This is a genomic window from Thiomicrorhabdus chilensis DSM 12352, from assembly GCF_000483485.1.
In the GTDB taxonomy this organism is placed as follows: Bacteria; Pseudomonadota; Gammaproteobacteria; order Thiomicrospirales; family Thiomicrospiraceae; genus Thiomicrorhabdus; species Thiomicrorhabdus chilensis.
Genome location: NZ_KI519609.1, coordinates 496,522 through 509,951 on the forward strand (window position 1 = coordinate 496,522; position 13,430 = coordinate 509,951).

Below are 13,430 nucleotides of genomic sequence, written 5' to 3' on the forward strand. Positions count from 1 at the left end.
TTCAATGTAACTGTGAGTCTCGCCCGTTTTCGTTTATTGACGTTAAATGGCCGGCAAGTCTTCCAGAGACCACCTCGGGGTGGTGGCGAAGTTGAGGTCGGTTTGCTGCCCGGCGAGCAAACGTTGTGCGCCCGCATAAGCAATCATGGCTCCATTGTCGGTACAGAACTCTAAACGCGGGTAAAAGGCTTTACCGTGGCGTTTAGCCATTAAGGCATCGAGTTTTGCACGGATTTCACGGTTGGCGCTGACCCCGCCCGACACCACCAAACGATTCAAGCCCTCCTGCTCCAACGCACGTTTGCATTTGATGCTCAAAGTATCGGCCACCGCCAGTTCGAAAGCCCGGCAGATATCGGCTTTGGTCTGTTCGCTCGCCTCGTTGTTTTGCACCGCCGCCTGCCAAGTATTTAAGGTATAGGTCTTAAGGCCGCTGAAGCTCATGTCCAAACCGGGGCGGTCAACCATGGGGCGTGGGAATTTGTAGCGGCTGGCGTCACCTTGCAGAGCCAAGTTGGAAACGTTTGGGCCGCCGGGATAACCCAGGTCGAGCAGTTTGGCGGTTTTATCGAAAGCCTCTCCTGCGGCGTCGTCCAGAGTGTCGCCCAGGACTTTGTATTGACCGATGCCGTCAACCCGAATGATCATGCTGTGCCCGCCGGATATTAATAGACAGATGAATGGGAATTGCGGACGTTTGTCCTCCAGCATGGGGGCGAGCAGATGACCTTCCATATGGTGTACGCCAATGGCTGGAATCTGCCAGGCGTAGGCTAGACTTCGTGCGACTGAAGCACCGGCCAGTAGAGCCCCCATTAATCCTGGGCCGGCTGTGTAAGCAATGCCCTGAATCTGTTGCGCAGAGACGTTAGCTTCTTTCATAAGTTGTAAAATCAACGGGGTCAGCTTTTGGATGTGGTCTCTGGAGGCCAGCTCGGGAACCACGCCACCATACTGGGCATGCAGTTCGATTTGGGTGTATAAGGTGTGGGCGATTAAGCCTTTTTGGGTGTCGTAAAGCGCGACGCCGGTCTCATCACACGAGCTTTCTATGCCTAAAACTAAAAGGGAATCTGTCATCGCTATTACTCAAATCGGTCAAAGTGGCTGAATTCTAACAAAATAATTGTGATTTATCGTAAAAAGGTTTGCAAAAAACCGATAGGAAAATTATAATTCCACGTTTTCCGCTGTCTCCCTTTTCTTGCTGAGGAAGATATGAACCGAATTCTAAAATTTAATAGGTAGAACTATGCCAAGCGTAAAAATCAGAGATACAGAACCATTTGACGTTGCATTACGTCGTTTCAAACGTGCTTGTGAAAAAGCCGGTGTTTTAACCGAATCTCGTAAGCGTGAGTTTTATGAGAAGCCAACTTGGGCGCGTAAGCGCATGAAAGCGGCTGCGGTTAAGCGTTTAGCCAAGCGTTTGTCGCGTGAGAACCGTCGCACGACTCGTATGTACTAAGAGCGGAGTGATTCGTGTCTAGTGAGTTGAAAGCACAACTGACGGCGGCAATGAAAGCCGCTATGAAAGCAAAAGAGAAAGAACGTCTGGTTGTCATTCGTTCTTTGCTTGCCGCAATCAAACAAGTTGAAATCGATGAGAAGATTGAGCTGGATGATGCCGCCGTGCTTGCCGTATTGGATAAAGCCATGAAGCAGCGCCGTGATGCCCAGCAGCAATACATTGATGCCGATCGCGCCGATCTTGCCGAGCAAGAAGCGTATGAGATGACGGTGATTCAGGACTTCATGCCTCAGGCTTTGACGGAAGATGAAATTAATAGCCTGATTGAGCAAGCCGTGACCGAAACTGCTGCCAGCTCCATGCAGGACATGGGCAAGGTCATGGGGTTGCTGAAGCCGAAGATGCAAGGCCGTGCCGATATGGGACAGGTGAGCAAGCTGATCAAAGCAAAGTTGAGCTAAGTTATCCATCACTGGACTCATTGAGTCAATTCTGTGTAAACCTGTCAGTTGAAAAATTGGCGGGTTTTTTGCGTTTTAAGGGGTGTGTATTTTTCTGTGGATAAGGTGTGAGTCGTGGTAAGTCAAACGGGTTCTATTCCGCGTTCCTTTATCGAGAATTTATTGGCTCGAGCCGACCTCGTGCAGGTCATAAATCAGCGTGTCCCTCTAAAAAAAGCCGGTGCCACCTATAAAGCCTGTTGTCCTTTTCATGATGAGAAAACCCCCTCTTTCAATGTGAATCCCAGTAAACAGTTTTACCACTGTTTCGGTTGCGGGGCGAGCGGTGATGCCATCAAGTTTTTGATGGAATATGACGGCCTATCCTTTGTGGAAGCGGTTGAAGCGCTGGCTGCCCAATATGGCATGGAGGTTCCCAGGGAAAAACTCTCAGCTAAGCAGCAACAACAGCAACAGATAAAGCAGCAACAGCAACGGGATTTGTATGATGTGATGCATTTGGCGGCGAAGTTTTATCGCCATCAGCTTCGAGATCACCCGGCCGCCGAAGAAGCCAAACAGTATTTAAAAAACCGTGGTTTAAGTCCCGAAATTGCCAAGACTTATGTGATTGGCTTTGCGCCTCCCGGTTGGGACAGTTTGATGAAAGGTCTGCAGGCGGATGCCAAACTCAAGCAGCAGCTGATTGAAGTGGGCATGCTGGTCGAAAAAGAGGGTGGCAAACTTTATGACCGTTTCCGGCATCGCATCATGTTTCCGATCCGCGATGGACGCGGACGTGTTGTGGCTTTTGGTGGCCGGGTATTGGGAGATGATCAGCCCAAATACCTGAATTCACCCGAAACGCCCATTTTTCATAAAAGCTATGCGCTGTACGGCTTATACGAAATGCGGCAGACACGCGAGAAGTTTGATCATATCCTGGTGGTGGAAGGCTATATGGATGTGGTCGCTTTAGCGCAATTTGGTTTGCGAAATGCGGTGGCCACTTTGGGCACGGCCACGACCGTCGACCACTTGGCGATGCTCTTTAGGCAGGTCAATGAGGTGGTGTTCTGCTTTGATGGAGATCAGGCAGGTTTGAAAGCGGCCTGGAAAGCCATGGAGCTGTCGCTTCCCTTAATGGAAAATGAGCGTTCGGTTAAATTCCTGTTTTTACCCGAAGGAGAAGACCCGGATTCAATGGTGCGCAAAGAGGGCTTGCAAGCATTTCAGGCCCGCATTCGCAATGCTTTAAGTCTGTCGGAATTCTTGTTGCAAGGGCTGCAAAGCCGCTTGAATTTTCCGGTGCATTCAATTGAGGGGCGTCAGCAGCTGGTTTCTTTGGCACAGCCGTTTATTCAGCTGGCAAAAGGGTTGTACCAGTTTTTGTTGGTGGAAGGTCTGGCAAAGCTGGTGGAGTTGCCGACCTGGCGACTCGAAAAACAGATGAACGTCTATTCTGGGTTTGCCGGCGCTAAGCGGGATGTTAAACCGGCTAAACAAGGTGTTTCCGGGGTCAGAAAAATAGTCACCTTGCCGTTAAAGTTAGTGCGTATATTGTTGAAAAGACCGGTTTGGGCAGAATTTTTTCCGGAAAAATTCGCCGAAGACCTTTTAAAAACCACTCAGCGTGACTATCAAGTATTAGGCGGCGCAATAAAAAGCATTATGGAGCACTCCTTTGTTGCGGATGCGGCGCTTTATTGGTTGACTCAAAACGGCTTCCAGGCGGAGCTGGAGTTGATCCAGCAGTCGGAATTGCCCGACGATGACGCCTTTCTGAAGGCGGAATTTGATGTTGCGATTGTGGCGCTTGCCGTGGCGATTGATGAAGACAGGTTGGGGCGTTCCGGCTGGGATTTGACCGAAATGATCAAGTTGCAGAGCTTAGCCAGTGAAAAGTGAGTGGACGACGGCGTTTTCACCAGGGAAAAGCACTAAGGCAATCTTTTTTAAAGATTTTTAAGTTTTTTGTAAGAAAATTCAGTATAATTTACGGTTCCGTTTTTTATGCGCATATCGCGCGCGGGCGAAGAGTGGACTCCAAATAGGTATCGAGGCAAACATGACAAAAGTTGAAAGAAAGCAGCAGTTAATTGATCTGATTGAGCGCGCTAAAGAGTTAGGTTTCCTAACGTATGCTGATGTGAACGATGTTTTGCCCGATGATATTGAAGAGGATCAACTAGGTCAGGTTCTGACCATTTTGAAGGATTTTGGAATCCAGTTGTTTGATTCCGCTCCGGACGAAGACGAATTGCTGACCAAAGATGGCGAGTTGTTTGACGATGCCGCCGCCGAAGCCGCCATTGCTGCTTTGGCTGAAGTGGATTCCGAGTTTGGTCGTACCACCGATCCGGTGCGTATGTATATGCGTGAAATGGGCTCGGTTGAACTATTGACTCGTCATGGCGAGATTGACATTGCTAAGCGTATTGAGTCCGGTATCCGTGAAATGTTGGACGCTTTGGCGACCTATCCGATTTTTGCCGAGCACGTTCTGGCGACCTTTGCCAAGATGGAAGAGGGTGAGGGTAAGGTAGCCGACGTGGTGCAAGGCTTTGTACGACCTGGAGATTTGGTTGATGTGCCTGTCGAGGAGCTTTCTCCCGACAGTGACAATCAGGAGCCTAAGGAAGATGGCGTTGACCCTGAAGAATTGGCCGAATTCCTGAAAGGGCTAGAGAAGTTTAATAAAGCGGCTCGTGATGCCGAAGCGAAACTCGGGTTTGAAGACCCTAAGGCGCTTAAGAAAAGACAGGCGGTGGTTGAGCAGCTGCAAAAGGTAAAAATCACTCCAGCGTTTTCAAATAGATTGATTAAGCAGATCAAAATGAAAATCGCCGGCATTCGTGAGCAGGAACGCGTGATTGTCGACAAGGTCATGCGTCAAGTCAGAGTGCCCCGCCCGGTGTTCTTAGAGGTATTTATCGGTTCTGAAACCGATTATGAGATGTTGGATCGCTTAATTGAAAAAAATCCATCTTTGGCGGAACAGCTGGAGATGGTGCGTGCTGATGTGAAACGTGCTCAGAAACGTTTGGCGATGATTTCCAAAGCTGAAAAAATGCCGATTTCAATCTTCAAGTCCACCTACAAAGATTTAAGCCGCGCCGAAACCAAGGCACGTTTGGCAAAACGTGAAATGATCGAAGCCAACTTGCGTTTGGTTATCTCCATTGCCAAAAAATACACCAACCGTGGTTTACAGTTCCTGGACTTGATTCAGGAAGGGAATATCGGTCTGATGAAAGCGGTCGATAAGTTTGAGTATCGTCGTGGTTACAAATTCTCGACCTATGCCACTTGGTGGATCCGTCAGGCGATCACCCGTTCGATTGCTGACCAGGCTCGTACCATCCGTATTCCGGTGCATATGATCGAAACCATCAATAAACTCAATCGCATTCAGCGCCAGCTTCTACAGAAAATGGGGCGCGAGCCAACGCCTGAAGAGTTAGCCGAAGAGATGGAAATGCCGGAAGACAAGATCCGCAAGGTCATGAAGATCGCCAAAGAGCCGATCTCCATGGAGACGCCGATCGGTGATGATGAAGATTCGTCATTGGGTGATTTCATAGAAGATTCAAATATCCTGTCACCTCAGGATGCCGCCGATGCGGAAGGCATGAGCGAGACCGTGCGTGAAATGTTGAGTACTTTGACGCCAAGAGAAGCTAAGGTTTTGCGTATGCGTTTCGGTTTGAGCATGAACACCGATCATACTTTGGAAGAGGTTGGTAAGCAGTTTGATGTGACGCGTGAGCGTATTCGTCAGATAGAAGCTAAAGCATTGCGTAAGTTGCGTCACCCAAGCCGCGCAGAGCGCTTGAAAAGTTTCTTAGACTAATCCGCTTGACCTAATCCCGGCAATCTGAGGGTTAGGCGATAAAATCATTTCATAATAAGGTGCTTGTCGCTATAATAAGCACCGCAAAATGAGCAGGCCTGTTCATTTTCACTTCCCATTCGGGGCCCTTAGCTCAGTTGGTTAGAGCACTCGACTCATAATCGATAGGTCCACGGTTCAAGTCCGTGAGGGCCCACCATTAGTTTGCACAATCACTCACATCTCCCGTCCTAAAGCGGCACGACTCATGGCTTCTTTTACTTTTGTGATGATGGCAGCTTTGGCTTCTTCGGGTACACTTAAACCATCGTTGAATGTTGAGCTGTTTTTCATTTTTTGGTAATTTTCTTTGGCCTTTTGGGGAACCTGGAACAGGGTGTCGCTGTAGCCAGAATCGTCCATGTCGATGGGCAGGGATTTTTTATCGGAAAACATGCGTTCAATGTCTTTAACAAAAGCATCTGTATTGTGGATGATACGGCTTTTGGTGGAGATGGCGATGGAGATGTATTCTTTGGGTGAAAAGTCGATTTCGGTGGCGATACGGTGGGATATGGCTTTTTGGTCACTTGGAACAAACGGTTCCAGGTTTTTCATGAATTGTTTCTGTTCCAGTTTCATTATCTGTTTGAGGGCTTCAGACTTGGCGCTTTTGCGGAATTGTTGCACGGTCACGAAGTAGACTGTGCCGAGAACGGTCGTCAGCAAAACCATGGAGCCTATGATATAGATCACAGGAAAACCGGTGAGTAAACTCAAGGCCAGGGTGATGATTGCGACAAGCAGTATGAATAAGCCGGATAAGATCCGTATTCCACGGGTTTGAATATACCAGGGATAATACAATTCTTCTTTGAAGATGGCAGTGTCCATCTGTAGAAGGTGTTCCAAGGCGGTTAGGTGGTTGAAGCGGCGCATGTTAATGTCCTCCAGGGGCGATGCCCTTTGAATTACCCCATTTGGTTACAGCCGCTATTGCTGCCTTCATGGCGTTTTCCGGTAAATTTAAAGCCTTTAAACCCAGATCACGGTAATTTTTGAGTTCCTGAGTCAGATATTGGCTATCGTTCGCAATCGCGACCGCATAGTTTGACGCCATGATCAAGGCGGTCAGATGGCTCACTTTGGAATCATTGGCGGTTTTATGGATGAAATCAGGATCATGGTGCATCAAAATGGCTTTGTAGAGCTCAGGGGCAATATTCCATTTCTTAGCAATCAGTATGCTTAAGTACATGTGAGTGGTTTGAAACTCGGCTTCTTCCTGATCTAAACTGCTAAGCGGTGCGGAAAGGTGTGTTTTGAAAAACGGGGCATAGTCTTCTGGGTTTAGACGAGACAGGAAAATGCTGCCGGTGTTTTGCATGAGTGCCGCCATATAAGCTTCGGAGCGGCTCACGTCGTAGACCCAGTAAGAGAGCTCCGCCGCTGCCAAACCAGCTTGTGCTCCATGCAGCATGATCTCTTTTTCCAGTGTATTCTGCGCGATGGTCTGGGTCAGGCTGCTGGCCATGAACAGATTGTAGATTTCATTCAGTCCCAGCGCATTGACGGCGGCTTTAGCGTCCCTGATTTCGGTTTTTTCGTTGGTGACATTGGTGTTGACCAAAGAAAGGAAGTCGCCGAGCAATTCGGGGTTGCGAGCGATCAGGTTGGCAATGGTAACGGTATTTGGGTATTTTTTATTGAGTTCATCTTGCAGGAGAACGAGTTCTTCGGGAACGCTAGGAATGCCAGTCATTTCGATGATCTGTGATGCCCTGCTCAGTTTTGCTTGCATGAATCCTGCCCAAAGTAACATTGCTTTTTTGCAATATACCTAGTTTATACGCAAGCTTGGCAAAATTCAGTTAGTATTTCTTCTTATTCAGTTGCTTTTTTTAGTGCATGAGTTGATTGTAGGCTTTCGGTAAGCTATGTGTTACTCCTTAGCGGGTTGATTTATAAGCTTTTTTGAAGTTTTTTTGCGAATTTGTTAATATTGTCTCATGGTTGGAATTTGAGTAAATCAACATGATCAGCGCCAATATTAATGACTCTGCTGCTTTTTCTGGTGTTGCGTTCAAAACGCAGGCTTCAGTGTTTGCGAAGAACCAAAGCTTACCAACACAACCCGCTGTTGCCGTTGTAGATCCAACTCGTACTCAAGTCAGTCCTTCTTCAGATTCGAGAGCCTCTTCCTCTGAGACGAATAATTCCCGAATCGAGCCAAGCAACTCTTCGTTGAATTCTACCCAGGATCCTGCGGAAGCGGTTCAGCAAGTCATTAATCAACTGAAATCAAGGGATGCCCAAGTACGAGCGCACGAGAGGGCGCATTTAAGTGTTGCGGGCGCTTATGCTACCGGTGGCGCTTCTTATGTCTATCAGGTTGGTCCCGATGGCCAGCGTTATGCCATAGGCGGTGAGGTAGGTATCGATACTTCTCCTGTTGCCGGGGATCCGCAGGCGACATTGCAAAAAGCGATGGTGGTTCAGCGTGCGGCCTTGGCACCTGCCGAGCCCTCCAGTCAGGATATGAGGGTAGCGAGTTTGGCGGTGCAGATGGCGATGCAGGCAAGAATGGAATTGAGTGCCCAAACAACTGAACAAGAGAATCAAAGCGGTACGGACAATCTCCAGCAATCTAAACCAGTAAAGGAACAAGGGGACGAAATGAACGGTAGCATTTCAGAACCCTTGTCTTTAATGCCTTTGGCCGCAGAGAATCGAGTTTTACAGGGGCAACGCCAGGAATTTAACCTGAGGCTCTCTTTGCAGTATCAGACTTAATGTATGCAATGCTTTTGCTGTACCTTAGTTGACCGGACAGAAAGTCTCTTGCATCGCGCCCATCAGTTTGAGGATATTTCTATCCCGCACCTTGCAAAGAATTTTACTGCCTTCGCGACGGGAGGTGATGATCTCTTTTTCACGCAGGATGTCTATGTGTTGGGAGATGTTGCTTTGGGTCGTGCCTACCTTGGCAACGATGTCCATGACCGGCAGTTCCTGTTCGCCGATAACGCATAGAATTTTAAGTCGAAGCGGATGCCCCATGGCTTTGAGTGCTTTAGACGCCTTGTTGATGTTGTCTTCTTTCATCTCAAATGGTACGTTTTCCTGCATATTAGATTTCACCATTTCACTGTATAAAGATATTATTAAGTATTTAATATTATGGATTTTAATGAAAACCGGACTCTATGTCACGAAAAGTTAATTTATAATGAACTAAATATTTTTGGTCTAGAGTAAGTTTTAGGAATCAGCAAGAAGGGTTCCGGCTTTCAAAAAATTGGAGACGCAAGTGAGAATAGCGGCATATAAAAAAGCAACCTGGATGGGAATTGGTGCCTTGTTGGGGGCGTTTATTGTTGTGACATCCAGTGTTATGGCGGATAAAGCACAAGATGACACCCAAAGTGAAGTGGCCAGTCAACAGGAGAAGTTGGTATTGCCGCTGCAGGAGTTGCGTGCGTTTGCGGAAGTGTTTGAACGCGTTTCCAGCGATTACGTTGATGAAGTCAATGAAAAGGACCTGCTTGAGGGGGCGATCAGCGGTATGTTATCGAGTCTGGATCCCCACTCCTCTTATTTGCCACCCAAAAACTTCAAGGAAATGGAAGAACACACTAAGGGTGAGTTTGGTGGTTTGGGCATGGAAGTCGGCATGGAAGACGGATTTGTTAAGGTCATTTCACCGATTGACGATACCCCGGCAGAAAAGGCGGGCGTCAAGGCTGGGGATTTGATCGTTAAACTCGGGGATGAGCCAGTTAAGGGTAAAACCTTAAGTGAAGCTGTGGATATCATGCGCGGCAAGCCAGGAACCAAGTTGAAACTGACCATTGTCAGAAAAGGCGAAGATGCTCCGCTGACCCTGACGATTACACGTGCGGTCATCAAAGTGAAAAGCATCAAACAGAAAATGCTTAAGGACGGCATCGGTTATGTGCGCATCAGCCAGTTCCAAATCCGTACCGGGCAAGATCTGGTGAAGGCCATTAACAAGCTGGATGAGCAGAACAAGGAACCCATCAATGGCCTGATTTTGGATTTACGTAACAATCCGGGGGGCGTTTTAACAGCCGCAGTTCAGGTGTCCGATGCATTTTTGGAAGAGGGTTTGATTGTCTATACCGAAGGTCGAATCAAAAACTCGAAAATGCGTTTTGAGGCTGAAAAAGGTGATGTGCTCAATGGTAAGCCGATCGTGGTTCTGATTAACGAAGGATCCGCTTCAGCCTCCGAAATCGTCGCCGGTGCTTTGCAAGACCAGTTGCGAGCCATCGTGGTCGGTCGAACCAGTTTTGGTAAGGGTTCAGTGCAAACGTTGTTGCCGTTGAACAATGGTGCGGCTATTAAAGTCACCACGGCTCGATACTTTACCCCTCTTGGGCGTTCGATTCAGGCGGAAGGCATTAAGCCGGATATTGAAGTTGATTTGGTCAAGGTTGAAAAACTTCAGGCTTCTGAGCTGAGCAATGTCAAAGAAAAAGACCTCTCCGGCCATCTTGAGAATGGCAATGGTGCCAGCGAAACCGATGACTCAACGGAATCTGAAGAGCAAAAGGACAGTGAAGAAATTGATCGTTTGCTCGAAAAAGATTATGAGTTGAATGAAGCCGTGAGGGTGCTCAAAACCATGAGCCTGGCTCAGAAAATGAAATAACTCAAATTAAAATGGAGCCACTGTTTGCAGTGGCTTTTTTGTTTAGGGAGGTAAAACCATGTCAAAAGTATTGGTGCCTTTGGCACAAGGCTGTGAGGAGTTGGAGGCGGTCACCATCATCGACTTGCTGGTGCGTGCGGGAATCGAGGTCACAACGGCCAGTTTGGACGCTGAAAGAGTGATTACCGCTAGCCGAGGCGTACAGCTGGTTGCCCAGACCACTTTGGATGCCGTTAAGGATCAGACGTTCGACCTAATCGCTTTGCCCGGCGGATTGCCGGGTGCGGACTATCTTCAACAAGACGACAGAATCCTTAAGTTACTAAAAAGTACCGCAGAACAAGGAGGGTATGTGGCCGCGATTTGTGCTGCGCCAAAAGTCTTGGTGAAGGCCGGATTGTTGGACAATAAACAGGTCACCAGCTTTCCTGGCGCTTTAGGGCAAAATCCAGCTCCAGGAATGGAGTATCTGGATCAAGCAGTTGTCGAGGACGGGCGCATCATCACCTCCAAGGGGCCGGGCACGGCAATGGACTTTGCCTTGACCTTGATTGAAAGGTTGGAAGGTCAAGCTAAACGCAATGAGGTTGAACAAGGCCTGCAAAGAATTTAAAAGTCAGGAAAACGCTTTGCGGTGGTTTGTCCAAATTGGCTCGGGTAATAAACTCCATGTATTGATGCTCAAAATTAATTGTCTAACCGATTGATTCATCATGAATTAAACTGGAAGTCGCAACCTGTCTTGACGGCTTGGATAAATTCATGGATTCGCTTAATGAAATGTCCCGCTCGTTTGGGCGGTTTGCAAAAAAACGCCATAAAATGAAATAAAAACTCAGGCGATAGGTCTTGTAATTGAGGACTTAATTTTGTGTGGATACTATTTGGAGAATAATGATGAAAAAACAAACACGTCGTGATTTTTTGAAACTCGCGGGTGCTTCAGCGGTGGCCGCCACTGGAGTGGCTTCTGCCGCCGAAAACCCTTTTTCTTTTGCAAAGATGGAATCTGGCTATACGCAATTGGCCGATAACCACATGGAAGGTAAGAATGGTGAAGGTAAATGCGGCGGCGATAAGGCTAAAGAAAAACTGAAAGAGAAAGCCAAAGAGGGTAAATGCGGTGAAGGCAAGTGCGGCGGCGACAAGGCCAAAGAAAAACTGAAAGAGAAAGCCAAGGAAGGCAAGTGTGGTGGCAACAGCTAGTTCCATATTCGATACGGGCGCTTGAATTTTGCCTTTAAGTGAGCAAAAGCCACCGCTTATCGGTGGCTTTTTTATTTGTATTTTTTAGTCACCTAACCAGGCCTGCTCATTTTAAAAAAGAAGAAACACTATGCATCACAGACACTATCCTGTCGAAGGGGTCGGGCTCGGATTAAGGCGCGACTTTTTCGATGAGATTCTTAATACACCGGATTTGGCCATCGATTTTATGGAAATCGCTCCCGAGAATTGGCTGCATTTTGGTGGAAGACAGGGCAAGCAGCTGAGGACTTTGACTGAACGCTGGCCGTTTTTGTGCCACGGTTTGTCTCTTGACTTGGGCGGTCCGCATCCACTGGATGAAGACTATGTCCGTGAATTGAAAACGTTTTTCGATCAGCATCAGATTCGTGCCTATACCGAGCATTTGAGTTATTGCGGTGACAGTGGGCACCTGTATGATTTGATGCCGATTCCTTTCACGGAAGAGGCGGTACACTATGTAGCCTCGCGTATCCGTCGGGTTCAGGACATTCTGGAACGTAAAATAGGCATCGAAAACGTCTCGTTCTATGCCATGCCTTCCCAGGAGATGACCGAGCAGCAATTTGTGACCGCCGTGCTTGAAGAGGCGGATTGTGATTTGCTGTTTGACGTTAACAACACCTATGTCAATTCCATCAACCACGGTTATTCGGCCTACAACTACATGGATTCCATGCCAAGCGATCGCATCGTTTACCTGCACATGGCTGGCCATTTCGATGAGGCGGAAGACCTCAAGATTGATACGCATGGTCAGCCCGTCAAGCAGGAGGTATGGGAGCTGCTTGAACAGACCTACCAGCGGCACGGTGTGATTCCGACCTTATTGGAGCGGGATTTTAATATTCCCCCCATGGACGAACTGATGCGCGAGGTCGAACAGATCCGTCACTGCCAGGAACGTGTACTTAATAAAAAGAGGGCGGAAGGTGTCGGATAAGACTCTATCTCAAACGCAACCGCACTTTCAGAAGCTGCAGATGGAGTTTGCGCAACACATCCGCAATCCCCAAAAGGCTTATGCTCCTGCAGGAGAACCAGCCATCGAAGCTCGACGATTGAAGGTCTATGAGTCGTTGTTCTTCAACAATATCGACAGTTTTTTCAGCCACTTGTTTCCGGTTTGCCAGCAGGTTATGGGAGAGATGCGTTGGCAGCAATTGCTTCGTGAATACATGCTCAAACATCGCGCCAGAACCCCCTTGTTCCATCGATTGGGTGAGGAGTTTTTGGCGTTTCTGAATTCGGATTATGAAGCCCGGGCGGGGGATCCGGCATTTTTGCTGGAGCTGGCGCATTATGAATGGGTTGAACTGGCACTGGAAATTGCAGAGGCCGAAAGCGTGGAGAATGCGCCGAACACTCGGGCTGATTTAAAACAGGCTTATGGGCTTTCAGCGCTTGCCTGGCCTTTGGCTTACCAATGGCCGGTGGCTCAGATTTCCGTTGATTATCAGCCCGCGCAGCCACTTGAACAACCGGCTACGCTGTTGGTCTTCAGAAATGCCGATTATGAGGTCGAATTCATGGAAATCTCGCCTTTGTTATATCAATGGCTGACTCGGTTGGAAGACAGTACGAGTGCCGAGCAGGCATTGATGTCTGTTGTGGATGAGCTGGAGGCCGATCTGGAAACTTTGTTGAGTTTTGCTGAGCAAACCCTGCAACAATTCATCGATATGGACATTGTTTATCCGCTTCATTCTGTTCAGCCTTAAAAAGGATGCGGTATCATAAACACCGATCCTTTTAAATAACCCG

General features: G+C 48.0%; 14 protein-coding genes and 1 tRNA gene. 11 read left to right on the forward strand and 4 right to left on the reverse strand.

The window, feature by feature from the left end; genetic code table 11:
• Nucleotides 1–42 precede the first annotated feature (42 nt).
• Nucleotides 43–1,080 (reverse strand): tRNA (adenosine(37)-N6)-threonylcarbamoyltransferase complex transferase subunit TsaD, encoded by a 1,038-nt coding sequence (tsaD, locus tag B076_RS0102365; RefSeq protein WP_028485892.1) that lies wholly within the window; start codon nt 1,078–1,080, stop codon nt 43–45.
• 172 nt (nt 1,081–1,252) lie between these two features.
• On the opposite strand from tsaD, the gene rpsU reads away from it, so the two are divergent.
• The 5 genes from rpsU to B076_RS0102390 all read left to right on the forward strand — a co-directional run bounded on the left by rpsU (nt 1,253) and on the right by B076_RS0102390 (nt 5,963).
• Nucleotides 1,253–1,468, forward strand: coding sequence for a 30S ribosomal protein S21 (rpsU, locus tag B076_RS0102370; protein WP_028485893.1), 216 nt, complete (start codon nt 1,253–1,255; stop codon nt 1,466–1,468).
• Nucleotides 1,469–1,482: 14 nt separating this feature from the next.
• Nucleotides 1,483–1,932: a GatB/YqeY domain-containing protein gene (locus B076_RS0102375; protein ID WP_028485894.1), complete on the forward strand. Its 450-nt coding sequence runs from the start codon at nt 1,483–1,485 to the stop codon at nt 1,930–1,932.
• Between the two features lie 114 nt (nt 1,933–2,046).
• Nucleotides 2,047–3,819, forward strand: a complete 1,773-nt coding sequence (gene dnaG, locus B076_RS0102380) for a DNA primase (RefSeq protein WP_028485895.1) — start codon at nt 2,047–2,049, stop codon at nt 3,817–3,819.
• A 160-nt stretch (nt 3,820–3,979) separates the two neighbouring features.
• Complete coding sequence (gene rpoD / locus B076_RS0102385; protein ID WP_028485896.1) at nt 3,980–5,764, forward strand: RNA polymerase sigma factor RpoD; 1,785 nt, start codon at nt 3,980–3,982, stop codon at nt 5,762–5,764.
• Between the two features lie 122 nt (nt 5,765–5,886).
• Nucleotides 5,887–5,963 (forward strand) — tRNA-Ile (locus tag B076_RS0102390).
• 17 nt (nt 5,964–5,980) lie between these two features.
• Here B076_RS0102390 and B076_RS0102395 read toward each other — a convergent pair.
• Both B076_RS0102395 and B076_RS0102400 read right to left on the reverse strand, forming a co-directional pair.
• Nucleotides 5,981–6,682 (reverse strand): hypothetical protein, encoded by a 702-nt coding sequence (locus tag B076_RS0102395; protein WP_028485897.1) that lies wholly within the window; start codon nt 6,680–6,682, stop codon nt 5,981–5,983.
• A 1-nt stretch (nt 6,683) separates the two neighbouring features.
• The gene (locus B076_RS0102400) at nt 6,684–7,544 is read right to left on the reverse strand and encodes an HDOD domain-containing protein (RefSeq protein WP_028485898.1); all 861 of its coding nucleotides are present in this window, start codon (nt 7,542–7,544) and stop codon (nt 6,684–6,686) included.
• 233 nt (nt 7,545–7,777) lie between these two features.
• On the opposite strand from B076_RS0102400, the gene B076_RS11880 reads away from it, so the two are divergent.
• Nucleotides 7,778–8,536, forward strand: a complete 759-nt coding sequence (locus B076_RS11880) for a putative metalloprotease CJM1_0395 family protein (RefSeq protein WP_051347127.1) — start codon at nt 7,778–7,780, stop codon at nt 8,534–8,536.
• 24 nt (nt 8,537–8,560) lie between these two features.
• On the opposite strand, the gene B076_RS0102410 is transcribed toward B076_RS11880, so the two are convergent.
• Entirely contained in the window at nt 8,561–8,887 is a 327-nt protein-coding gene (locus B076_RS0102410) for an ArsR/SmtB family transcription factor (protein WP_407635172.1), read from the reverse strand.
• 199 nt (nt 8,888–9,086) lie between these two features.
• On the opposite strand from B076_RS0102410, the gene B076_RS0102415 reads away from it, so the two are divergent.
• The 5 genes from B076_RS0102415 to B076_RS11885 all read left to right on the forward strand — a co-directional run bounded on the left by B076_RS0102415 (nt 9,087) and on the right by B076_RS11885 (nt 13,387).
• Entirely contained in the window at nt 9,087–10,418 is a 1,332-nt protein-coding gene (locus B076_RS0102415) for a S41 family peptidase (protein ID WP_038150354.1), read from the forward strand.
• 58 nt (nt 10,419–10,476) lie between these two features.
• The gene (locus tag B076_RS0102420; RefSeq protein ID WP_028485901.1) at nt 10,477–11,031 is read left to right on the forward strand and encodes a DJ-1 family glyoxalase III; all 555 of its coding nucleotides are present in this window, start codon (nt 10,477–10,479) and stop codon (nt 11,029–11,031) included.
• 281 nt (nt 11,032–11,312) lie between these two features.
• Nucleotides 11,313–11,624: an HvfA family oxazolone/thioamide-modified RiPP metallophore gene (locus tag B076_RS0102425; protein WP_211230174.1), complete on the forward strand. Its 312-nt coding sequence runs from the start codon at nt 11,313–11,315 to the stop codon at nt 11,622–11,624.
• A gap of 130 nt (nt 11,625–11,754) precedes the next feature.
• Nucleotides 11,755–12,609 carry an HvfB family MNIO-type RiPP peptide maturase gene (locus B076_RS0102430; protein ID WP_028485903.1) on the forward strand — a complete coding sequence of 285 codons (855 nt, stop codon included), beginning with the start codon at nt 11,755–11,757 and terminating at the stop codon, nt 12,607–12,609.
• Nucleotides 12,599–13,387 (forward strand): HvfC family RiPP maturation protein, encoded by a 789-nt coding sequence (locus B076_RS11885; protein WP_051347128.1) that lies wholly within the window; start codon nt 12,599–12,601, stop codon nt 13,385–13,387. The genes B076_RS0102430 and B076_RS11885 overlap by 11 nt, the downstream gene beginning before the upstream one ends.
• Nucleotides 13,388–13,430 lie beyond the last annotated feature (43 nt).